This window comes from Pseudoponticoccus marisrubri (assembly GCF_001482405.1).
GTDB lineage: Bacteria > Pseudomonadota > Alphaproteobacteria > Rhodobacterales > Rhodobacteraceae > Pseudoponticoccus > Pseudoponticoccus marisrubri.
Genome location: NZ_LPXO01000003.1, coordinates 236485 through 259553, shown reverse-complemented (window position 1 = coordinate 259553; position 23069 = coordinate 236485). Strand labels below are relative to the sequence as shown.

Sequence of the window (23069 nt, the reverse complement as noted above, 5' to 3'; positions counted from 1 at the left end):
GTCTTGTCCGCCGCGCCCGGCCTTAGGTGACCGGGGCGGGATTGAAAAGCGCGAGCGCATTGTGCAGCCGGTGCCGCTCGCCCCATGTGGGCGCGCCGCTGGCCACGGCAAGGATGTGATCGAAGACCTGCCGGCCCATCTCCGCCAGCGATGTCTCGCCCGTCGCCACCGTTCCCGCATTGATGTCCATCAGGTCGTGCCATCGCCGGGCAAGGTCGCTGCGCGTGGCGACCTTGATCGTGGGCAGCGCCTCGAGGCTGTAGGGCGTGCCGCGCCCGGTGGTGAAGACATGCACCGTGGCGCCGGCCGCCAGTTGCAGCGTGCCGCAGATGAAGTCGCTGGCGGGCGTCGCGGCATAGAGCAGGCCCCGCCCCTCGGCCCGCGCCCCGAGCGGCACCACGCCCGCGATCGGGGCCGAGCCCGATTTGACGATGCTGCCCATGGCCTTCTCGACGATGTTGGACAGCCCGCCCGCCTTGTTGCCCGGCGTGGTGTTGGCCGAGCGGTCCACCCCGCCGCGGGCGAGATAGGCGTCATACCTATCCAGCTCGCGGATGATCTCGCGCGCGATCTCGGGGGTCGCCGCCCGGGCGGTCAGCTGGGCGATGCCGTCGCGCACCTCGGTATTCTCGGAAAACAGCACCGTGCCACCGGCGCGCACGATCCGGTCGGCGGCCAGCCCCAGCGCCGGGTTCGCCGTCACGCCCGAGAACGCGTCCGAGCCGCCGCATTGCAGCCCCACCACCAGCTCCGAGACCGGGCAGGTCTCGCGCCGCCGTGCGTTCAGCGCCTCTAGCTGCGTCTCGGCCGCCGACAGGATCGCGTCGAGCATGGGGCCGAACCCGTCCTGCTCCTGCAGCGTGACCAGTGCCGCCTCGGGCAGGTCCAGCCGCGCGGGCTGCAGCTTTTCGCAGCCCAGGCTGACCACCAGAGCGCGGCCGCCGAAATTGGGGTTGCGCGCGATATTGGCCAGCGTGCGGATCGGGATGGCGGCGTCGGGCGCGTCGATCGCCACGCCGCATCCATAGACATGGTCCAGCGCCACCACCCCGTCGACATTGGGATAGCGCGGCAGCAGCGCGTCGCGGATGCGCCGCACCGCGTGCTCGACCACGCCCGCCACGCATTGCACCGTGGTCGTCACCGCCAGCAGGTTGCGCGTCCCGACCGAGCCGTCGGGATTGCGGTAGCCCTGAAACGTGGCGCTGACAGGCAGCGCTTGAGGCGCGCGGACCGTGGCCAGCGGCAGGTCGTCCAGCGCCGGTGCCGCGGGCAGCACGGTGTTGTGCTCGTTCACCCAGGCGCCGGCGGGCAGGTCGCGGGCTGCATGTGCGATGACCACGCCGTAGCGCCGGATCGGGTCGCCCGCGGCAAGGTCGACCAGCGCCAGCTTGTGGCCCTGTGGCACCGCGCCCGGCAGGACCGGGCCGTCCGGGATGCGCGCCCCCGCCCGCAACCCGCCATCATTGACCACGATGGCCACATTGTCCTGCGGGTGCACGCGGATCACCCGCGGCCGGTCGATGACTTCCTGCACCTCGGGTCCCCCTCTCAGTAGCGCGGGCGCTGGAAGCGCCAGCCGGGTTGATGTTTCTGCATCTCGCTCTCGTCGTCGCGATGGGTATAGCCGCAGTCGAGGTAGTTCTGGTGCAGCCGCGCCAGCGCGTCGCGGTCCAGCGTCACGCCCAGCCCCGGCCCCTCGGGCACGGAGAGGCTGCCATCGCGGAATTCGAAGCGCCCGCCCTCGACCACCTCGTCCACCTGCCAAGGATAATGCGTGTCGCAATCATAGGTCAGGTTCGGCGTGGCGGCTGCAAGATGCGTCATTGCCGCAAGGCTGATGCCCAGATGCGAGTTCGAATGCATCGACAGGCCCAGCCCCCAGATCCGGCAGATCTCGGCCAGGTCGCGGCTGGCCTTCAGCCCGCCCCAGTAATGGTGATCCGACAGGATTACGCGAAAGGCATCCTGCGCCATGTTGGGCGGCAGGTGGGACTGCGCCACGACATACATGTTGGTGGCCAGCGGCACGTCCGTGCGGGCCTGGATCACGGCGTTGCCATCGATGCCCACGGTGGGATCCTCGAGATACTCGACCAGCCCCTCCAGCCGCGGCAGCAGGTCCAGCGCGGTGTGCACGTGCCAGCCGCCATTGGGGTCGATGCGCAGGGGCGCCTCGGGGAAGGCCGCGCGCAGCGCCTCCAGCCCGGCGACCTCCTCCTCGGGCGGCAGGATCCCGGCCTTGAGCTTGATCGCGCGAAAGCCGTGGGTCTCGATGAAACGCCGCGCCTCGTCGACCAGCCGCTCGGGGCTCAGCACCTCGCCCCAGTCATCCGCCGGCTGCCCGGCATGGCCGGCGAACTTGTAGAAGAGGTAGGCCGAGAAGGGCACCGTCTCGCGCACCTGCCCGCCCAGCAGATCGACCACGCGCTGCCCCGTCGCCTTGCCGAGCGCGTCCCACATGGCGACCTCGACCGCCGAGACCACGCGCGGCAGCAGCCGCTCGTCACCCGTGTAACCCGGCATGCCGCCCTGCACCCGGGTCCGCGCGCGCGCCCAGAGCCCGTTGAGATCGGTCACTGCCATGCCGCGCAGATCGGGGGCCAGCGCCGCCACCGCGTCGATCAGGCTGCGCGTGCCATAGCTCTCGCCCAGCCCGATCACCCCGTCCTCGGTCTCCACCTCGATGACCGAGCGCAGGGCAAAGGGCTGGTGGCAGCCGCCATTGTTCAGCAACGGCGGGTCATAGAAGGCGATGGGCGTGATGCGGCAATCGGCGATGCGCAGATCGGTCATGGAGGCTCCGGTGTTGCGTCGCGCGAGGCGCGACAAGGGAAAGGCAGGCGCGGCGTGGCGCGCCCCTAGACCGCATGCGCGGCGATATAGTCGAGGTTCAGGTCCTGCCCCAGCCCCGGCGTGTCGCGGCCATGCACGTAGCCCTCGGCATCCATCTCGTCGTCGATCCGGTTCTGGTACGCCTTGGGCGTGTCATAATCGATGAACGGGTGCAGCAGCCCGCGCTCGTAGAAGCTCGTGTTGTGGATCGCCAGCGCCACGGCGAGGTTGCCCGCCCCGGTGCCGTGCATTTCGCAGGACATGTGAAAGCTCTCGGCCATGTTCGCGGCCTTCATCGCGGGGGTGATCCCGCCCATGTCGGCCACACCCGCCCGCACGATGTCGCAGGCATCGTGTCTGACCCATTCGGCGCGCGTCCAGTGCTTGCCGGTCATGGTCTCGGGCCCGAGGATCGGCAGGTCCGAGCGCTGCCGCAGCCAGATGTAGGAGGACATGGAGGCCTCTTCCATCGGCTCCTCCATCCAGCGGAAGTCCAGCGTGGCCAGCTTGCGCGCCAGCCAGAGCGTGTCGGTGCGTGAATAGAAATGATGCGGGTCCAGCATCAGCGGCACGTCGGGGCCGACCGCTTCGCGCACCGCGGCGCAGGCGGCGTAATCCTTCTTCGGGTCGGGCGCGCCGGGCATGGGCGGCATCCAGCCATGCAGCTTGACCGCCTTGTAGCCGCGGGTCCTGACCATCCATTCGGCGAAACGGGCGTAATCCGCGGGCGTGGCCAGCCCGTCTTCCAGATCGTCGCCGCACATGGTCGAGCCATAGGCCAGGATCTTCGGCCGCGCGCCGCCCAGCAGTTTCCAGACCGGCTGGCCGCAGAGCTTGCCCTTGAGATCCCAGAGCGCGAGATCCACGGCGTTGAGCGTGCGATCCGACAGCTGCCCGCCCGACAGCCGCTGCCACTTGTAGACCTTGTACCAGAGCGCCTCGGTGCAGAGCGGATCCTGCCCGACCAGGTTGGGCCGCACATAGCGCTCCAGCAGCGCCTCGCGCACCTCGTCGGGGCGGCAGATCACGTGACCGGCGCTGCCATCTTCGCAGGTGATGGTCAGAAGCGCGCTGGTGGTCTGGCTTTCGGGGCCGGGATGGCCGTGGCCGTCGCTGTCGCGCACCGTGTTGGTGCTATGGGTGAAGCGCGTGGCGGTGATGGTCTCGATCTTCATGAAACGCTCTCTGTCTGAAGGGTCTGCGCCAGCCAGCGCGCGGCGCGGGACAGGCAGGCATCGGCCGCCGGAATCAGCCGGCCGCGATTGATGAAGCCGTGGGTCACACCCGGCTCCACGTGCAGGTGATGTGGCACGCCGGCAGCGGCCAGCGCCGCGGCCAGCTTGCGACTGTCATCGGCGAGCACGTCGCGCTCGGCCGCGAAAAGGCCCACGGGCGGCAGGCGCGACAGGTCGCCCCGCAGCGGCACGACGCGCGGATCCTGTCGGTGCCGCCCGCCGGGATCATAGGCCGCAAAGAGCGCCTGCATCCGCGCACGCGTCAGCCCGAACCCCTCGGCATGGCGCCGGTAGCTGTCGCTGTCGAAATCGTCATCCGTGACCGGGTAGAACAGCAGCAGCGCGGCGAGTGGCACCTCCGGCGCAGACAGGGCCGTGGCCAGCGCCAGGTTGCCCCCCGCCGAGGCGCCGGCGAGCGCGATCCGCCCGGCCGCGACGCCGGCGCCCCCCCGCAGGAGCCAGTGCAGCCCGGCGCGTATGTCCTCGAGCGCCGCGGGAAACGGGTGCGCCGGCGCAAGCCGGTAGGACAGGCTGATCACCGTCGCGCCGCTTTGCACCGCCAGGGCCCGGCACGCCCTTTCGTTCAACGCGATGGAGCCACCGGTCCAGCCGCCGCCATGGATGAACAACAGCAGCGCCCCCTCCGCCGGGACAAATTCCGTGGACGGAATTTGCAAATTTCGTTCACGAAATTTGGCGCGCCGGTAGAGACGGGCCGCGCGGTCCACCCCATCGGCGCCGGGATAGACCAGGTTGCAGGTCTCGGCATCGACAGACCCGACCGCCCAGAAATCCGCCGCCGCGTCCGGATCGGCGAAGCCCTCGGCCACCTGCATCGCCTCCCGCATCCCTTCCGCCAGCCCGCTCATGGCCGCAGGCTCCGCGCCCGGGACCGGCGGGTCTGGACATGCACCGCCTCCTCCGCCGTGCCCGGCACGTAGGCCTTGCCGTCATCGGGCGGCCCGCTGGCCACGTTGCGGATCGCGGGAAAACGGGCGATCGCCTCGTGCACCAGTTCGACGCCCAGCCCGGGCGCCATGGGCAGGGCCAGCGCGCCCCCCTCGATCTTGAGCACCGGCGTCACCACCTCGTAGCGGCCCGGCCAGTCATCCTCGATCCGCTCCAGCAGCAGTGCGTTCGGCACGGTGGCCATCACGTGCAGCGCGGCAAACTCCGCCACCGGCCCCAGCGAGCCCGAATGCGGCGCCAGCATGATGCCATGCGCCTCGGCCATGGCGGCGATCTTGCGCATCTGAGTGATCCCGCCGGCGCGGCCGGTATCGGGCTGGATCACGTCGACCAGGTCGCGCTCGATATGGGGCCGGCAGCCATGCAGCGTGCCCACCCGCTCGCCCGCGGCCAGCGGCACGGCGACCGCGTCGCGCACCCGCGCCAGCATGTCGAGATTCTCGGGCGATACCGGGTCCTCGTAGAACAGCAGGTCGAACGCCTCCAGCTCGCGCCCCACCAGGATCGCGTCCGATGGTGTCATCCAGGAGGGCCCGTGCGCATCGACGGCGATGTCCAACTCGGGCCCCACCGCGTCGCGCAGCCGCGCCACCCGGTCGAGATCGACGATCCCGGTGAAGGGCGTCTTGAGCGCGGTATAGCCCAGCCCCTGCAGCCAGCGCGCCTCGTCCTCGGTATGGGCATGGCCGTAGCAGGGGATGCGGTCGCGGATCGCGCCGCCCAGCAGCTGCCAGACCGGCTGGCCCAGCACCTTGCCCTTGATGTCCCACAGCGCCATTTCGATCCCCGACAGCGCGCCCGAGCCCACCGTGCCGGTCAGCCCGTGCCCCATGATCGCGCGGTAGCACTGCGCCCAGAGCCGGTCGATCCGCGCCGGATCCTGCCCGATCAGCACATGCGACAGGTCCTGCACCGCGGTCTCGACCACGCGGGGCCAGCCGGAGCATTCGCCCACCCCCGTCACGCCCGCATCGGTCTCGATCTCGAGGAACAGCCAGTTGCGCGAGCCGCGGAAATCCGCGTCCGCCCCCTTGGCGCGCATCAGGTCGGGCCGCGCGCCCGCCTGCATCAGGTAGGTGGTGACGCCGGTGATCCTCATGCCGTCTCCGGGTGGTAGCGGTGGCGGGTCCGCGTGCCGCGCAGGGTCGGATCGGCGATCGGCACCGAGGAGAGCAGCGCCCTGGTATAGGGGTGCTGCGGGTCGGTGATGATCTGCTCTGTCTCGCCGATCTCGACGATCCGGCCGCGGAACATCACCGCTACCCGGTCGCAGAAATAGCGGATCACCGCCATGTCATGGCTGATGAAGATGAAGCTGAGCCCCAGATCGGCCTGCAGCTTGAGCAGAAGGTCCAGCACCTGCGTGCGGATCGAGACATCCAGCGCCGAGGTCGGCTCGTCCGCGATCACCACCTTGGGGTCGAGCGCGATGGCGCGCGCCACCACGATGCGCTGGCGCTGCCCGCCCGAGAAGGCATGCGGGTAGCGCTCCATCATGCCGGGATCGAGCCCCACATCGGTCAGCAGCTTCGCCACCCGGTCCTCGAGCGCCTGCCCGCTGGCCAGCCCGTTCACGATCAGCGGCTCGGCGATCAGCTGCTTGACGGTCATGCGCGGGTTGAGCGAGGCGAACGGGTCCTGGAAGATCATCCGCACCTCGCGGCGGCTCTCGCGCAGCCGCGCGCCCTCGGCCGCCATAAGGTCCTGCCCGCGATAGTCCATCACGCCGCCCTGCGGGTCGTAGACCCGTGCGATGCAGCGCCCCACGGTGGTCTTGCCCGAGCCGCTTTCGCCGACGATGCCAAGCGCCTCGCCCTCGTGCAGGGTGAAGGAGACGCCGTCCACCGCGCGCACCGTGTCGGTGACGCGCTGCAGGAAGCCCTCGCGCTTCTCGAAATGCAGCGCGAGATCCTGTACCTTCAGCACCGGGCCCGCCGCCTTGGCCGGGCGGCGTTTCTCGGTCGCGGGCTCTTCCAGCCGTTTGACCGCGCCCAGAAGCTTGCGGGTATAGCGGTGCCGGGGGGCGGTGAAGATCTGCTCGACCCCGCCCTGCTCGACCACGTGGCCCTTCTCCATCACCACGACCTGGTCGGCGATCTCGGCCACCACGCCCATGTCATGGGTGATGAACATGATCGCCATGTGCAGCTCGTCCTGCAGCTTGCGCATCAGGTCGAGGATCTCGGCCTGCGTGGTCACGTCCAGCGCGGTGGTCGGCTCGTCGGCGATCAGCACATCCGGGTGGCAGGACAGCGCCATGGCGATCATCGCGCGTTGCCGCATGCCGCCGGAATACTCGAAAGCGTATTTGTCGAGCGCCTTCTCGGGCTGCGGGATCTCGACCTGTTCCAGCATGTCGCGGGCGATCTCGCGCGCCTCGGCCTTGGAGCAGTCGCGGTGCAGGCGCACCGCTTCGACGATCTGGTTGCCGATCGTGTGCACCGGGCTGAGCGAGGACATGGGCTCTTGGAAGATCATGCCGATGCGCCCGCCGCGGATGGCGCGGATCTCGCGGCCGCGCGGGTCGAGATCGGTCAGCACGGTGGGCCGGCCAGTGCCCTCGGGGTCGAACAGGATGCGCCCGCCATTGATGATGCCGGGACGCGGGACCATGTTCAGGATGGTCCGCGCAGTCACCGATTTGCCCGAGCCGCTTTCGCCCACGATGCAGGTGGTGCGGCCGCGATGCAGCTCGAACGAGACGCCGTGCAGCACGTCCATGACGCCCTGCCGCGAGGCGAACCCCACATTGAGCCGGTCGACGGTCAGGATGGGATGGTCGGTCATCTGCGCTCTCCTGTCTGCGGGCGCCCGGCCCGTCCGCGCTCAGTGCTCATAGGGATCGGCCGCGTCGCGCATGCCGTCTCCGAGGAAGTTGAAGGCCAGCACCGCCACCACCACGAAGGCGCCGGGGATGAACAGCCACGGCGCCTGGCTGATGGTCAGGATGTTCTGCGCCTCCTTCAGCAGCACCCCCCAGGAAATCGCCGGCGGCTGCAGGCCCAGCCCGAGGAAGGACAGCGAGGTCTCGGCCAGGATCATCAGCGGGATCGCCAGCGTCAGCGAGGCGATGATGTGGCTGGTCAGCGAGGGCAGCATGTGGCGGAAGATGATCCGCCGTTCGCTGGCCCCGTCGAGCCGGGCGGCGATCACGAAATCCTCGTTCTTCATCGCCAGGAAGCGCCCGCGCACCACCCGGCCCAGCTCGGTCCAGCCGACCAGCGACACGATCAGGGTGATGACGAAATACTGCTGGTAGATCGGCCAGGAGGGCGGCAGCGCCGCGGCCAGCGCCAGCCAGATCGGGATCGTGGGCAGCGACAGCACGAACTCGATCAGGCGCTGGATCACCGCGTCGACGCGGCCCCCGTAATAGCCCGACAGCCCACCCAGCGTGATCCCCAGCACCAGGCTGATCGCCACGCCCACCAGCCCGATCGACATCGAGATCCGCGTGCCGTACATCACCCGGCTGAACATGTCCCGGCCCAGCCGGTCGGCGCCGAAGATGAAGAAATTGTCACGCGGCTTGACCGTGGCCAGCAGGTGGATGTCGGTCTCCCACAGGCCCCAGAACTTGTACTCCTCGCCGCGCCCGAACAGCCGCAGGTAAATCTTGTCGCCCGAGGGCACGTAGGAGATGGCCAGCGTCTCGGGATCGCGCTGGCGGTCCATCTCGTAGACGAAGGGGCGGATCGACCAGCCATCCTCGCGGATGTCGAGAAAGCGCACCATCTGCGGCGGGTGATAGACCGCGCGGCGGTTCTGCTGGGTGGGATCGTTGGGCGCGATGAACTCGGCGAAGAGCGCCACGAAATACAGCAGCCCGATCACCCAGAGCCCCACCATGGCCAGCTTGTGGCGCCGGAAGCTCCACCAGATCAGCTGCCATTGCGAGGCGATGGCGACGCGGTCGGGCCGCTCGTCGGCCTCCAGCGCGGGCGCGTCATGGTAATGCGCATCCGCCGGCAACTCGCGCGACTGCGGGTCGTCCAGCGCGTCGGTCTCGGTGGCTTTACTCATAGCGGACCCTCGGATCGAGCAGCACGAGAAGGATGTCGGAAATCAGCATGCCGATCACGGTCAGCGAGGACAGCAGCAGCACGAAGGCGCCGGCGAGGTACATGTCCTGGGACAGCAGCGCCTGCAGCATCAGCGGGCCGGCGGTGGGCAGAGACAGCACGATGGCGGTGACCACGGCGCCCGAGACGAGGTTGGGCAGCACCCAGCCGATGGTCGAGATGAACGGGTTCAGCGCCACCCGGACGGGGTATTTCATGATCAGCCAGAACTCGGACAGGCCCTTGGCGCGGGCGGTGTCGACATAGGGCTTGTTCAACTCGTCCAGCAGGTTGGCGCGCATGATGCGGATCAGGCTGGCCGTGGCCGAGGTGCCCAGCACCACCACCGGCAGCCACAGGTGCTGCATCAGGTCGACGAATTTGCCCCAGGACCAGGGCGCGTTGGCATATTCGTTCGAGAAGAGCCCGCCCACGTCGCTGCCGAAATGCACCACGCCCACATACATCAGGATCAGCGCCAGCAGGAAATTCGGCGTGGCCAACCCGATGAAGCCGATCGTGGTGGCGATGTAGTCGCCGACCGAGTACTTGCGCACGGCCGAGTAGACGCCGATCGGGAAGGCCACCGCCCAGGTGAAGAGCAGCGTGGCGAAGGACAGCATCAGCGTCAGCGCCATGCGCCCCCAGACAAGGTCCGAGACCGGCTGGCGCCATTCGAAGGACATGCCGAAATCGCCCTGCACGAGGTTGCCCACCCATTTGAAATACTGGACGTAGAGCGGCTGATCGAGCCCGAAGCGCGCGCGCAGGTTCTCGACCGAGGCCTGATCCAGCACCTCGTTGGATTCGCCCAGCTTGGCGATGTAGGTGGTCAGGTAGTCTCCGGGCGGGGCCTGGATCAGCAGGAAGGCCACCACCGAGACCGCGAAGAGGAATGGCACCATCCAGAGGATGCGCTTGAGGATGAACCGCCAGATCATGTGATTGAGCCCTGTGTGTCGAAGGGGCGGGACCGGTCGGCGCGCCGACCCGGGTCCCCCTGCGCCGGGCCATGCGGCGCGGCGTTCGGGCGCGGGGCGGACAGGCCGCCCCGCACAACCGGGATCACTCTTCCCAGTAGTAGGTCTGCGGCAGGGTCGGCGCCGGGTCGGGATACATCCACGAGGACGGCATCGCGCGCGGCACGTTGCGCAGGTTGGTCTTGACCACGCCCACCAGGTTCGGGGCCAGCGTCACGCCGATGATCTCGAACTCCTCCGCGGCGATCTGGTGGATCTGGCGGAAGATATCCAGCGCCTTGTCCTGGTCGGCCTCCTTCTTGAAGTCCTCGTAGAGCGCCAGCCGCTGCTTCATGCTCTCGGTCGGCTCCTCGCCCTGCTCGCCGCCGGACAGGTACCAGCGCGTCCAGGGAATGGCGAACCAGCTGGCCTGCGGATGCACCGCCAGCACGTCGCGCGGGCTCAGCGTCGGGTCCAGCCCGCCGGGTGCGCCCCAGACCATGAAGTCATGCTCGTTGGCCTCGCCGCGGCTGTAGTAGATCGACCGCTCGACCGAGCTCGAGGTCAGCTCGACGCCGATCTCTTCCCACTGCTCGCGGATGATTTCCAGCGCGTCACCCCAGTCCGGCTCCTCGATGCCGGTATACTGGACGTTGAAGGTGAAGCGGCGCCCGTCGGGCAGAAGGCGATAGCCCTCGTCGTCGCGCTCGCTCAGCCCGGCAGCGTCCAGCAACTCGTTGGCGCGGTCGGGATCGTACTCGGTGTGCTGGCGGCCCAGCTGCTCGTTGTAGAGCGGATGGGTCGGGCGCGGACCGATCTGCCACGGCTCGCCCTGGCCGAGATAGACGATGTCGATGATCTCCTCGCGGTCGATGCCAAGGCTGAGCGCCACGCGCACGTCCTTGTTGCGGATCACCTCACGCATGACCGGGTCCTTGTGCGTGTGGTTGAAATGGATCGCCATCTTGTTCGAGTTCGAGTTGATCATGTCGAGGATCTCGATATTCGCCTTCTCGGCGTTCTCGGCAAAGACCGGCTTGTTGGCGAGGTTCGAGATCCGGCGGCGCTGCATGTCGATATTGCCCGCGATCGCCTCGAGCACCAGCGTCTGGTTGTCCTGCGCCACGCTCATCTCCAGCGTGTCGACATAGGGCAGCTGGTTGCCCTCGGTGTCGACCTGCCAGAAATAGGGGTTGCGCTCCATCACCACCTGCGTTGCGCCGGCGGTATAGGCATCCTCGGTGACGACCCACGGATCCAGCGTCGGGCGGTCGGGATTGCCCCAGCGGTTGGGTGCCTCGACCTCGCCGCAGTTCAGCCGGAACAGGCTGGGCCAGTCCTCGACCGCCTCGGTCGCGTCCACCAGCTCCTGCACGTTCTCGTTGTACTTGGGGTGGTATTGCTGGCAGAAATGCTTGGCCCAGAGCACCGGCTCCTGTGCCAAGGGCGTGGCCAGCTCGGTCAGGAAGGTGCCGTAGGGCGCGGCGAATTTCAGCGTCACGGTGTGATCGTCGACCTTCTCGGCGGTCATCGGCTCGCCGTCGACAACGAAGCGCGCGGGCGCGTTGGGATAGAACTCCTCGTTGTGCAGCAGGTCCTCGACGAAGAACATGATGTCATCGGCGGTGAAGGGCGTGCCGTCCGACCACTTCATCCCCTCGCGCAGCTTGAAGGTGAATTCCGAGCCGTCCTCGCTGGTGGTCCAGCTTTCGGCCACGTTGGGCACCACGCCCGAGAAATCCGGCTTCCAGCGCGTCAGCCCCTGCGGCCCCACGAAGCGCAGGATCGAGTTGTGGTCGTTCGAGCCGCCCAGCACCCGGCGGATCGTGCCGCCGTAATTGCCCACGCTTTCCAGTGGTGTGATGACTTCCGGTTGGGCCGGCAGGCGTTCGTCCACCGGGGGCAGCTCGCCCGCGGCGACCGCGTCGTCCAGCATCGGCGCCTGCTCGTAGGCCCAGGCGCCGAGGGGCGCAAGCGCCACACAGACCGCCATCGCCGAGACCGGACGCATGATCCGCGTCATGAATGACATGGTGTTCCTCCCTGTTGCGTCCCCCCTCCTCCGGGGGCCGTGCCCATAGTCGTGACATTGCTGTTGCCAAGCTGTCAATCTATTAATATGACAGGTACGTAAATTCGTATGATGACTTGACCGCGTGCAGCCCCTCCCATAGGCGGGAGGCAGAATGCACACCGGTCGGGAGACACATGTCATGGCACTCGAAATTCAATGCGTTGTGGACAGTCACAGCCAGGTCGGCGAAGGCGCCATCTGGGACGAGCGCGCGGGCGTATTGTGGTGGCTGGACATCCCGGCCGGGCTGCTTCACCGCTTCGACCCCGCCAGTGGAGAGAACACCTCACAGGAATTCGGCGAGCCTGTCGGATGCCTTGCCCTGCGCGAGACCGGCGGCATGGTGCTGGCCTGCAAGTCGGGCTTTTGGCTCTACGATTGGGACAGCGGCAGGCGTGAGCCGTTGTCAGACCCCGAGGCGCACCTGCCCGAGAACCGCTTCAACGACGGCACAACCGATGCGCGCGGCCGCTTCTGGGCCGGCACGATGAAGGATGGGGGGGAGCCCGAGCCGATGGGCCGCTTCTACCGGCTGGACACAGATTTCAACGTCACGCCGTGGAAGGACGGGATCTACACCACCAACGGGCAGGCCTTCTCGCCCGACGGCACGATCATGTACTACTCGGATTCCAACGCCGCGGTGCGCACGGTCTGGGCCGCCGATTACGACCTCGACACCGGCACCCCGCATGGCGAGCGGGTCTTTTTCGACACCCGGTCGGTCAAGGGCCGCCCCGATGGCGGCACGGTGGATGCCGATGGGTGCTACTGGATGGCCGGCGTCTCGGGCGGGCAGGTCTACCGCATCACGCCCGACGGCAAGCTGGACATGACCATCGACGTGCCGGTCGAGCGCCCTTCCAAGCCGATGTTCGGCGGCCCCGACCTCAAGACGCTGTACCTGACCTCGATCGGCGCGGGCGCCGACCTGGCGGCGCAGCCGCAGGCGGGCGGGCTGTTCGCGATCACCGGCACCGGCGCGCAGGGCGTGCCGCAATGGCGCTTCGGCGGCTGAGCCTCCTATCGCCCGACGGGCAGACGACAGATGGATTTTCACCGATGAGATTGACCGGCCTGCGCAGCTACATGACCCGCGACCGCGACCGCCCGCGGGTGATCGTGGCGCTGGACACCGATGCCGGGATCACCGGCTGGGGCGAGTGCTACAATCACGGCCCCGACCGCGCCCTGCCGCCGCTGCTCGATTATCTGTTTGGCCAGATCGCTGACGAGGATCCCCGCCGGATCGAGCGCATCCTGCTGAAGCTTCTGCAATTGCAGCGCTTTCCGCCCGGCGCGCTGGGGCTGGCGGCGATCTCGGCGATCGACCACGCGCTGTGGGACATCTCGGCCAAGGCGCTGGACGTGCCGGTCTACCAGCTGCTGGGCGGCTCCGTGCGCGACCGGGTGCGGGTCTACCTGGGCGTCTATTCCGCGCCCGAGCCGGAAGAGGTGCGCGATTTCTGCAAGGTCCAGCACGAGGCCCATGGCTTCACCGCCTTCAAACTGTCGCCCTTCCGCGCCGACATCCATGCCGAGCCCTGGGGCCGCGTGCTGAAGGCCACGGGCGACTGGGTCGAGGTGCTGCACGCGATCTGCCCGGAGTTCGAGTTCGCCTATGACGCGCATGCCAAGCTGTTCGAGCCGTGGCAGGCGGCGCAGCTGGGCAACGTGCTGGCCCCGCACCATCCGCTGTTCTACGAGGAACCTATGCGCCCCGAGAATATCGAGGCCTGGGGCGCGCTGAAAGCCCAGCTCTCGGTGCCGCTGGCGACGGGCGAGAGCCTCTATTCCCGCTTCGAGTTCCTGCGCCTGCTGCAGGCCGGCGGCGCCGATATCGTGCAGCCCGACATCTGCGTCGTGGGCGGGCTGCTGGAGATGCGCAAGATCGCCGCGCTGGCCGAGGCGTTCTACGTCCCCGTGGCGCCGCACAACCCCATGGGGCCGCTGGCCACCGCCGTGAACCTGCATTTCGCCGCCGCCTGCCCCAATTTCAAGATCCTTGAATACCGCCTGCCGCATGGCGCGGCCTATAACGGCGACGGGATGCAGCCCGACGATGGCGGCACGCGCTATGTCAAGGATCCCTACCTGCCGGTGGACGGCCACCTGCAGCTGCGCCCCGACCGCCCCGGCTGGGGCGTCGAGATCGACGAGGACTACCTGCAGACTGACCGCTACGTGCATTGGGAGCGCAAGCTGCCCATCCGGCCCGACGGCTCGACGGGGTATTGCTGATGGATCTCGCCACCCGCCTGCGCAAGGGGCTGGCCCTGCCCGTCCCAGGCCCGGCCCCGACCGCCGCGCTGCGCGCCGAGCGCCGGGTCGAGGCCGGCACGGTGCAGGAGCTGATGCTGGGCCCCCTGCCCGCCAGCCTGCTGTGGCTCGAAACCCCGCCGCCGCCCGGGGGCTTTCCGGCACTGCTCTACTGCCATGCGCATGGCGGCGAGTTCGACCTCGGCCGGCGCGAGATGATGGCCGGCGCGCGCTGGACCGATGGGCCGATCGGCCCCGATCTGGCCGCGAGCGGCGTGGCGGTGCTGTGCATCGACATGCCGGGCTTCGGCAGCCGCCGGGCCGAGGGCCCGCTGGACGCGCTGGCCAAGGCCGGGCTCTGGCAGGGCCGCCCGCTCTTCGGCCGGATGCTGGCCGAGCAGCAGCAGGCCCTGTCCTGGCTGGCCGCGCATCCGAGGGTCGACGCTGCCCGCATCGCCGCGTTCGGCGTCTCCATGGGCGGCGCGCTGGCCTTCTGGCTGGCCGCGCTGGACAAGCGCCTCGCCGCCGCGGCGCATCACTCGATCCTCGCCGACATGGGTCCGATGATCGCCAACGGTGCGCATGACCGCCACGGGCTCTACCTGACCGTGCCGGGCCTGCTGCAACAGGCCGAGATCGGCGACGTGGCCGCGTTGGTCGCGCCACGCCCGCACTACGTGGGCGTCAACCTGGGGGACCGGCTCTGCCCGCCCGAGGCGGTCCGCCCGGCGCTGGAGCGTCTGCGCGCCGCCTATGGCCCGCAGGGCGCGCTGGAGATCCACGCGACAGAACTGGCCCATCACGGCGAGGCCCCGGGCACGCGGGGCCGGCTGCTGGACTTCCTCGCCCACCGGGCCTTTCCCGACACCACCACACGACTGGGAGCGATTTCATGAAGCGTCTACTCATCACCGGCGCCGCCGGCGGCCTTGGCAGCGTCATGCGCACGCGGCTGGCCCACATGGCCGACACGATCCGCCTGTCGGACCAGGGCGACATGGGCGCCCCCGGCCCCAACGAAGAGATCATGCCCTGCGACCTGGGCGACAAGGAAGCGGTCGAGAACATCGTCGCGGGCTGCGACGGCATCGTGCATTTCGGCGGCAAGAGCGTCGAGGGCACATGGGACGTGATCCGCAACGCCAATATCGACGGGGTCTTCAACCTCTACGAGGCAGCGCGCAAGCACGGCCACCCGCGCATCGTCTTCGCCTCGTCGAACCACGCGATCGGCTTCTACAGGCAGGACCAGCGCATCGACAACACCGTGCCGCCGCGGCCCGACGGGCTGTATGGCGTGTCCAAGGTCTTTGGCGAGGCGATCGCCAGCGCCTATCACGACAAGTTCGGACAGGAGACCGCGATCGTGCGGATCGGCTCGTGCTTTCCGGCCCCCAAGAACCATCGCATGCTGTCGACCTGGCTGTCGCAGGACGATTTCGTGCGCCTGATCGAGCGGGTCTTCGACGTGCCGCGGCTGGGCTGCCCGGTGATCTACGGCGCCTCGGCCAACAGCAGCAGTTTCTGGGACAACGGCCAGGTCGACTGGCTGGGCTGGCAGCCGCAGGACAATGCCGAGAGCTTCCGCGCCGAGCTGGACCGAACGCAGGAGAAACCCGGCCGCGACGACCCGAACGCCGTCTACCAAGGCGGTGGCTTCACCGTCGAGCCGATCCACGAATCCTGACCGACCGATACGAGGCACCCCCATGATCGCCCCCACCGACCTGCGCGAGATCATCCGCTCCGGCCTGCTCTCCTTTCCCGTCACGCCCTTCGACGCCGAAGACCGCTTCAACGCGGCCGCCTTCTCGGCGCATCTGGAATGGCTCTCGCAGACCCCGGTGGCGGGGCTGATCGTGGCCGGCGGCACGGGCGAGCTGTTCTCGCTCACCCCGGACGAGGTGGTCGCCGTGGTGCGCACCGCCAAGTCCGCCCAGCCGAACGATCCGATCATCGCCGGCTGCGGCTACGGCACCCGCATGGCCATCGACATGGCACAGGGGATCGAGGCTGCGGGCGGCGACGGCATCCTGCTTTTGCCGCATTACCTGATCGGCGCGCCGCAGGCCGGGATCGAGGCGCATATCCGCCGCGTCTGCCAGTCCACCCGCATGGGGGTGATCGTCTACAATCGCGGCCAGTCCGTGGTCACCGCCGAGACGCTGAGCCGGCTGGCCGAGGATTGCCCCAACCTGATCGGCTTCAAGGACGGCACCGGCGATATCGACACGGTCAAGCGCATCACCGTGCAGAACGGCGACCGGCTGGCCTATATCGGCGGCATGCCCACGCATGAGCTCTTTGCCCAGGCCTTCCGCGGCGCGGGCGTCGACACCTATTCCTCGGCCGTGTTCAACTTCGTGCCGAAAACCGCGCTGAAATTCCACGCGGCCTTCGTGGCGGGCGACGATGCCACCTGCGAACAGATGCTGCGCGATTTCTACTACCCCTTCGCCCGCATCCGCGACCGCGGAACCGGCTATGCCGTCTCGGCCATCAAGGCCGGCGTCAACCTGCGCGGCTTCGACACCGGCCCCGTCCGCACCCCGCTGACCGACCTGACCGAAGAGGAACGCGGCCTGATGCAGGAGCTGATGCAGGGCTACGACTGAGCGTCACGGGCCCGGGCCATGCCGCCCGGGCCGGCACGGCTCGTCGAAGGCGTCCACAACGTCGCGTTTAGAACCCGGTTTCGGTTGCAAGTTTCTTCCGGTTGTATCGCCTTCTGCTTTTAGAAGTTGGCGGCAGCTTCGAAACGACATTCCGACGCAGTTGCCAATCGCCGAGATGGCCACATCGCTTGACAACTCGTCGCATTTTTCTGGGGATGGCTGGCGGCAGGGTTACCGGCTCTCGCAACGTCGCTGAGTGCCACGAAAACGTTTCGCTATTAATCAAAAAATGTGCCAGCTTTTATGCCGGATGACCCATGTTGGACCGCTGCAGGTCTGCAAGATCCAACACGCCTTTACACCATGTCATGCAGCCCGATCACGCCAGCCCCGCGGGGTCCCCGCCGGGCTGGCACTGCGCGCGGCTCAGGCGAGTTGAGCGATCAGCAACTCGGCCACCTTGTCGGAGGACATCGGGTTCTGGCCGGTGATGAGGCGGCCGTCCTGGACGGCTTTCGGTTCCATGTCGGGGCCCGGTTGGAAGTCGGCGCCAAGCGCGCGCAGGCGGGTCTCCAGGAGGAAGGGGACGACGGTGTCGAGGCCGGTGCCCTTCTCTTCGCTGTCGGTGAAGGCCGAGACCTTGCGTCCCTTCACGAGCGGTTCCCCACCCACCTCGACGCCGACGAAGGCGGCCGGGCCGTGGCAGACCGAGGCGAGCACCTTGCCCTGCTCCCAGGCGGCCGACAGGAACTGCGCGACCTCGTCGGAAGAGGCGAGGTCCCAGACTGCGCCATGGCCACCGGGGATGAAGACCGCGTCGAAATCGCCTGGGTCTTGGTCGGCGAGCGATGCGGGCGCCTCGAGCAGCGCCATGGCGGCCGCGTCCTTCTTGAAACGGGCATCGGCGCCGTCGCCCTGCGGTTCCGAGTTCGGGTCCACGGGGATGGGCGCGCCACCGATTGTCGCAACAGTGATGTCGTGACCGGCATCCTTCAGCGCGTAATAGGGGGCGGCCAGCTCCTCGAGCCAGACGCCGGTCTTGTTGCCCGTCTCGCCGAGGGCGGCATGGGCGGTGGAGAGAATGAGGATCTTCGACATGTCTGTGTCTCCTTGTCTTCAGGCGTGTGTGTCAGTCCCAGTCGGGGGCCAGCCCGTCGGGCGAGACGATGCGCCCGTCCGGGCGCGCGAGGGCGTCGATGCGCGCGATCTCGTCATCCGTGAGGCTGATCTCGGCGGCGGCAAGGTTGCCGGCCAGCCGCGAGGTCTTGGCAGTCTTGGGGATGGCGACGCCAAGCGGTTTGGCGAGCAGCCAGGCCACCGAGATGGCGGCCGGCGTGGTGCCGTGCGCGTGTGCGATCTCCTTCAGGGTCTCGTTGTCCATCACCGCGCCCTGGGCGAGCGGCGAATAGGCTTCGAACGGGATGTTGCGCGCGCCCATATGCGCGAGCAGCTTGGACTGGTCCAGGAACGGGTGAAGCTCGATCTGGTTGGCGGCCAGCGGCGCTTCAAGGGTGCTCTCGCTCTCTTTCAGTTGCGCAATCGTGAAGTTCGACACGCCACCGAAGCGCACCTTGCCCTCGGCGATGAGCGCGTCGAGCACGGGCAGCGTCTCGGACAGCGGGATCGTGCGCGAGGGCCAGTGCAGCAGCAGCAGGTCGATGTAATCCGTGTCGAGCGCGGCCAGCGAGCGCTCTGCGGCGGCGCGGAAATCACCGGCGGCGAAATGCTCGGGCAGGATCTTGGTGGTCACGAAGACCTGGTCCCGGGGCACGTCCGCGGCGCGAATCCCGGCGCCGACCTCTTCCTCGTTGCCATAGGCCTGCGCGGTGTCGATATGCCGGTAGCCCTCGGCAAGCGCGGCGGCGACGATGTCGCGCGTCTCGCCTTCGGGCATCTTGAACGTGCCGAGGCCGAGATTCGGGATGGCGGCGGGGCCGATGGGTTTGATCGTCATTGCGGGGTGTCCTTTTCGATTTGGGTGGTCGGAACGGCGGTCCGGGCGGGATCGTTCCACGCCGCGCGGCGCGGGATGCGGATGAACTGAGTCATCAGGCGTCTCCTTTCATGTTCGGTTCGAGGAAGCGGATGCGGTCACTCGGCGGCGACCGGGGGACTGCGCCTGGCCAGGCCGCCGGACAGCCGGACCAGCGCGATGCCGGCGAGGACGACCACGGCGCCGATGAAGGGCGTTGCGGCAAGGCCGATGCCATCGACCACGAGGCCACCGGCCCAAGCGCCCAAAGCGATGCCGAGGTTGAACGCACCGATATTGAGGCCCGAGGCCACGTCGACCGCGCCGGGCGCGACCTCGCGTGCGATGGCGACGGTGTAGCTCTGCAGCGGCGGCACGTTGGCGAAGGCAAAGCCACCCCAGACCGCCACGACGGCGATCGCTGCGACCGGCGAGGCGAGCGCGACACCAAGGGCTGCGAGAGAGGCCGCGAGCCCCGCGAAGATAAGCGTCAGCGCGGGCACCGGGCCGATCCGGTCGGCCAGCTTGCCGCCAAGGATGTTGCCCGCCGCCACCGAGGCGCCGTAGAGCAGGATCACGAGGCTGACAGCACCCGCTGACAGGCCCGTCACATCCGTCAGCATCGGTGCGAGATAGGTGAAGGCGATGAAGTTGCCGCCATAGCCCACCGCCGTGATCAGGTAGACCAGCAGCAGCCGCGGCGAGGTCAGGACCTGCATCTGCGCCGTCAGCGACGGGGGCGCGCCGCGGCGCAGAGTGCTGGGCACCAGCACGGCGCTTGCGATCAGGCCGATCAGGCCGACGACGACAACCCCAAGGAAGGTCGACTGCCAGCCGAAGGTCTGGCCGATCCAGGTGCCGAAGGGCACCCCGGTGACAAGCGCGACCGTCAGGCCAAGGAAGACCGTCGCGATGGCCGAACTCTCCTTCTCGCGCTCGACCAGATCGGTCGCGATGGTCGAGGCGATGGCGAAGAAGACCCCGTGGGCAAGCCCGGTGATGAAGCGCGCCGCGATCAGGCTGCCATAGCCCGGGGCGACCGCGGCAAAGGCATTGCCGGCGATGAACAGGGTCAGCAGCGCAAGCAGCAGCGTCTTGCGCGGCAGCTTGCCGGCCAGCGCGGTCAGGACCGGCGCGCCGATGGTGACGCCAAGCGCGTAGAGGCTGACAAGCAGCCCGGCAGAGGGCAGCGAGACGCCGAGATCTGCGGCGATGGTGGGGATGAGGCCGACGATGACGAACTCGGTCGTCCCGACGGCAAAGGCGCTGATGGTCAGCGCCCAGAGGGCAAGGGGCATGGGTCTGGTCTCCGGATCGGAATTTTCGTCTCGACCGGAGAGATGGCAGGCCATAGCCTTTGCGTGAATGGAAGATTGTGGAAAGGGCCGTTGCGCAAGATGCACGAATTGCCTCAGACCCGGGACCTCGCGGCCTTTGTCGCGATCGTCGAGGATAACGGCTTTGCCGAGGCGTCCCGGCGCTTGGGGGTCGCGCCCTCGACCCTCAGCCGGACTGTGAGCCGGCTGGAACAGCAGCTGGGCGTGACGCTTCTGCGCCGCACGACGCGGATGATCGAGATGACGCCCGAGGGGCGCGATTTCCTGGACACCGCGCGCGACATCCTCGCCCGGGCCGAGGCGCTTGCCGAGCTGGGCACCAGCGGGCGCACCCCGCGCGGCCCCTTGCGGGTCAACGCGCCGGTGCCCTTCATGCTGCACGCCATCGCGCCGCGCCTGCCCGCGTTCCGCGCCCGCTATCCCGAGATCCGCCTGCGATTCGACATGACCGATGACGTGGTCGACCTGATCGGCGCCCATGCTGATGTCGCCATTCGCTTTGGACCGTTGGACGACAGTGACCTGCTGAAACGGCCTTTGGGTCGGACACCATGGAAGCTTGTCGCGGCCCCGCATTATCTCGACGCGCAGGGATGGCCGGAGGTGCCCGGTGATCTCGCGCGGCTGGCACAGGTCCGCTTCTCGGCGCCTGCCCATATCAACCGGCTGGAGTTCCGCGGCATGGACCGCCCCGTCGAGGTTCCCGCCGCGGTCGAGGCCTCGAACGGCGAGGCGGTCCGGCGGCTGGTGGTCGCCGGTTGCGGCATCGCGCGCTTCTCCGACTTCATGGTCGCCGAGGATCTGAAAGCGGGCCGGCTGGTCGAGCTCTTCCCCGGCGAGGTCACCGCCGAGCCGCTCGAGATGACCGCGCTCTACCTCACGCGCGCCTCGGGGTTGCGGCGGCTGGCCGTCTTTCTGGATTGGCTGAAAGAGATCGTGGCGTAGCGCTGTGCGTGACGTCCTTGCGGCGCAGGTCGGGACGATCGATCCTGACAAGCCCCGTTCATCTGCAGCGACAGCTACCCAAGCGCGGCCCGCAGCGCCTGTGCCAGGCGCTTGGCGGCCTCGATCGCGGCATCGCCGCGCAGGGGCCAGGCCTGGGTCAGGCCCTCGATGATCACCAGCAATTCGGTCTCGGCCGCACCAAGCCCCGTCGCCGCGGCCGCCCGGGACGCGACCTCGGCCTTGTGGCGTTCCAGAAGGGCGCGCAGGGGCGCGCTGTTCGGATCGGCGGCCACGGCGGCATGGAACAGGCAGCCATGCGAGGTCTCGGTCGCCATCCAGGTGCCGACCCGGGCCAGAACGGCCTCCGTCGCCTCGTCCGGGTTCTCAGGCAGCCGGTCGAAGACATGCGAGAGGTAGCGCTGGTGTCGGTTCTCCAGCGCCGCCAGCACCATGTCGGCCCGCGAGGGTGTGTACTTGTAGAGCGTGCGCAGGCTGACGCCGGCAGCGTCGCGCAAATCCTCGACCGAGGGCTCGGCAAAGCCCCGGGCGGCAAAGGCCTGTTCCAGACCGGCGGATATCCTGCGCATCATCTCCGTCATGCTTGACGATGTAGAGCGATCCCTCTACCTACGCAAGTAGAGCGATCATTCTACACTGGAGCCTGCCAAGATGACCCTGCCCGCAACCATGAACGCCGTCCTGCTCACCGGGCATGGCGGTCTCGACAAGCTGGAATGGCGCGAGGATGTGCCGGTGCCGCAGCCCGGTGCCGGCGAGGTGCTGATCCGCGTCGGCGCCTCCTCGGTGAACAATACCGACGTGAACACCCGCACCGGCTGGTATTCCAAGTCCGTGCGGGGCGACACGAACTCGGCCGCCACGGAAGGATATGGTGGCGCATCGGATGCCGACGGCGCGTGGTCCGGAGCGTTGAGCTTTCCGCGCATCCAGGGCGCCGATTGCTGCGGCCGGATCGTGGCCGTCGGTGCGGGCGTTGACGCTGCACGCATCGGCGAGCGCGTCCTCGTGCGGCCGATGTATTGCCCTGAGGGCGCGGATGCGGATGCGCTGGTGACCTTCGGCTCCGAACGCGACGGGGCCTTCGCGGAGTACACCACCGTCGAATCCGTGAACGCCGTGACGGTGGACAGCCCGCTGTCGGATATCGAGCTTGCGTCCTTCCCCTGCGCCTTCTCGACCGCCGAGGGCATGATCCAGCGCGCGGCTCTAGGCGCCGAACGCGTGCTGATCACCGGGGCCTCGGGCGGCGTCGGTTCGGCCGCGGTGCAGCTGGCCAAACGTCGCGGCGCGCATGTCACCGCGCTCACCAGCCCCGCCAAGATGGAGGCGCTGCAGGCGCTTGGCGCCGATGTCACGCTGGACCGGAACGCGCCGCTGCGTGAGGATGCCTTCGACGTGGTGCTGGACCTCGTCGGCGGGCCACGCTGGCCCGCATTGCTGGACGCGCTGGTGCCGAAAGGCCGCTACGTGACCTCGGGCGCCATCGCCGGCCCGATCGTCGAGCTCGACCTGCGGACGCTCTACCTCAAGGACCTGGCGCTGATCGGAAGCACCCGGCAGGACCCGCGGGTCTTCACCGACCTGGTGGGCTATATCGAGGCCGGCGAGATCCGCCCCGTCCTGGCCGAGCGTCACCCGCTTGGCGAGTTGCGCGCCGCGCAGGAGGCCTTCCTCGACAAATCCCACCTCGGCAAGATCGGGATCGAGATCTCCGGATGACGGCTGCCCCGGCGCCCCGCGTCACGCACACGGGCCACACCTGTGTCCGTGAAACAGCCTCGGTCGCC

20 protein-coding genes are annotated in these 23069 nt (G+C 68.4%); 7 read left to right on the top strand and 13 right to left on the bottom strand.

Annotated features, from left to right (window positions below; genetic code table 11):
• Positions 1–22 precede the first annotated feature (22 nt).
• From garD to AVJ23_RS07210, 9 genes are all read right to left on the bottom strand, one after another.
• Positions 23–1537: a galactarate dehydratase gene (gene garD, locus AVJ23_RS07250; RefSeq protein WP_205626839.1), complete on the bottom strand. Its 1515-nt coding sequence runs from the start codon at positions 1535–1537 to the stop codon at positions 23–25.
• Positions 1538–1551: 14 nt separating this feature from the next.
• Positions 1552–2796, bottom strand: a complete 1245-nt coding sequence (locus AVJ23_RS07245; RefSeq protein WP_058861493.1) for an enolase C-terminal domain-like protein — start codon at positions 2794–2796, stop codon at positions 1552–1554.
• A gap of 65 nt (positions 2797–2861) precedes the next feature.
• Entirely contained in the window at positions 2862–4010 is a 1149-nt protein-coding gene (locus AVJ23_RS07240) for an enolase C-terminal domain-like protein (protein WP_058861492.1), read from the bottom strand.
• Positions 4007–4939 carry an alpha/beta hydrolase gene (locus AVJ23_RS07235; protein ID WP_058861491.1) on the bottom strand — a complete coding sequence of 311 codons (933 nt, stop codon included), beginning with the start codon at positions 4937–4939 and terminating at the stop codon, positions 4007–4009. The genes AVJ23_RS07240 and AVJ23_RS07235 overlap by 4 nt, the downstream gene beginning before the upstream one ends.
• A complete protein-coding gene (locus AVJ23_RS07230; RefSeq protein ID WP_058861490.1) occupies positions 4936–6138 on the bottom strand; it encodes a mandelate racemase/muconate lactonizing enzyme family protein in 1203 nt (400 codons plus the stop codon). Before AVJ23_RS07230 ends, AVJ23_RS07235 begins: the two co-directional genes overlap by 4 nt.
• Entirely contained in the window at positions 6135–7826 is a 1692-nt protein-coding gene (locus AVJ23_RS07225; protein ID WP_058861489.1) for an ABC transporter ATP-binding protein, read from the bottom strand. The genes AVJ23_RS07230 and AVJ23_RS07225 overlap by 4 nt, the downstream gene beginning before the upstream one ends.
• A gap of 39 nt (positions 7827–7865) precedes the next feature.
• Positions 7866–9062, bottom strand: a complete 1197-nt coding sequence (locus tag AVJ23_RS07220) for an ABC transporter permease (protein WP_084794356.1) — start codon at positions 9060–9062, stop codon at positions 7866–7868.
• On the bottom strand, positions 9055–10041 hold the full coding sequence (locus tag AVJ23_RS07215; protein WP_058861488.1) for an ABC transporter permease: 987 nt from the start codon (positions 10039–10041) through the stop codon (positions 9055–9057). Before AVJ23_RS07215 ends, AVJ23_RS07220 begins: the two co-directional genes overlap by 8 nt.
• Positions 10042–10165: 124 nt before the next feature.
• Complete coding sequence (locus tag AVJ23_RS07210; RefSeq protein ID WP_058861487.1) at positions 10166–12091, bottom strand: ABC transporter substrate-binding protein; 1926 nt, start codon at positions 12089–12091, stop codon at positions 10166–10168.
• Positions 12092–12272: 181 nt separating this feature from the next.
• Here AVJ23_RS07210 and AVJ23_RS07205 point away from each other — a divergent pair, with 181 nt between their 5' ends.
• Genes AVJ23_RS07205 through AVJ23_RS07185 form a run of 5 tightly spaced genes read left to right on the top strand, consistent with a single transcriptional unit; the run spans position 12273 to position 17007 of the window.
• Positions 12273–13151, top strand: a complete 879-nt coding sequence (locus tag AVJ23_RS07205; RefSeq protein WP_157772637.1) for an SMP-30/gluconolactonase/LRE family protein — start codon at positions 12273–12275, stop codon at positions 13149–13151.
• A gap of 44 nt (positions 13152–13195) precedes the next feature.
• On the top strand, positions 13196–14374 hold the full coding sequence (locus AVJ23_RS07200; RefSeq protein WP_058861485.1) for a mandelate racemase/muconate lactonizing enzyme family protein: 1179 nt from the start codon (positions 13196–13198) through the stop codon (positions 14372–14374).
• A complete protein-coding gene (locus tag AVJ23_RS07195) occupies positions 14374–15288 on the top strand; it encodes an alpha/beta hydrolase family protein (RefSeq protein WP_058861484.1) in 915 nt (304 codons plus the stop codon). Before AVJ23_RS07200 ends, AVJ23_RS07195 begins: the two co-directional genes overlap by 1 nt.
• Entirely contained in the window at positions 15285–16079 is a 795-nt protein-coding gene (locus tag AVJ23_RS07190; RefSeq protein WP_058861483.1) for an NAD-dependent epimerase/dehydratase family protein, read from the top strand. Before AVJ23_RS07195 ends, AVJ23_RS07190 begins: the two co-directional genes overlap by 4 nt.
• A 25-nt stretch (positions 16080–16104) precedes the next feature.
• Complete coding sequence (locus AVJ23_RS07185; RefSeq protein ID WP_205626842.1) at positions 16105–17007, top strand: 5-dehydro-4-deoxyglucarate dehydratase; 903 nt, start codon at positions 16105–16107, stop codon at positions 17005–17007.
• 426 nt (positions 17008–17433) lie between these two features.
• Here the strand turns inward: AVJ23_RS07185 and AVJ23_RS07180 are convergent, their stop codons facing one another.
• The 3 genes from AVJ23_RS07180 to AVJ23_RS07170 form a co-directional block, all read right to left on the bottom strand.
• Positions 17434–18105 carry a type 1 glutamine amidotransferase domain-containing protein gene (locus tag AVJ23_RS07180; protein ID WP_058861481.1) on the bottom strand — a complete coding sequence of 224 codons (672 nt, stop codon included), beginning with the start codon at positions 18103–18105 and terminating at the stop codon, positions 17434–17436.
• Positions 18106–18136: 31 nt separating this feature from the next.
• Positions 18137–18961, bottom strand: a complete 825-nt coding sequence (locus AVJ23_RS07175) for an aldo/keto reductase (protein WP_058861480.1) — start codon at positions 18959–18961, stop codon at positions 18137–18139.
• Between the two features lie 137 nt (positions 18962–19098).
• Positions 19099–20277 carry an MFS transporter gene (locus AVJ23_RS07170; RefSeq protein WP_058861479.1) on the bottom strand — a complete coding sequence of 393 codons (1179 nt, stop codon included), beginning with the start codon at positions 20275–20277 and terminating at the stop codon, positions 19099–19101.
• Between the two features lie 99 nt (positions 20278–20376).
• Between AVJ23_RS07170 and AVJ23_RS07165 the strand changes: the two genes are divergently transcribed.
• Complete coding sequence (locus tag AVJ23_RS07165) at positions 20377–21261, top strand: LysR family transcriptional regulator (protein WP_058861478.1); 885 nt, start codon at positions 20377–20379, stop codon at positions 21259–21261.
• 74 nt (positions 21262–21335) lie between these two features.
• Here the strand turns inward: AVJ23_RS07165 and AVJ23_RS07160 are convergent, their stop codons facing one another.
• Positions 21336–21860 carry a TetR/AcrR family transcriptional regulator gene (locus AVJ23_RS07160; protein ID WP_058861477.1) on the bottom strand — a complete coding sequence of 175 codons (525 nt, stop codon included), beginning with the start codon at positions 21858–21860 and terminating at the stop codon, positions 21336–21338.
• A 70-nt stretch (positions 21861–21930) separates the two neighbouring features.
• On the opposite strand from AVJ23_RS07160, the gene AVJ23_RS07155 reads away from it, so the two are divergent.
• Positions 21931–23001, top strand: a complete 1071-nt coding sequence (locus AVJ23_RS07155; RefSeq protein ID WP_058861476.1) for an alcohol dehydrogenase family protein — start codon at positions 21931–21933, stop codon at positions 22999–23001.
• The last annotated feature ends 68 nt before the right edge of the window (positions 23002–23069 follow it).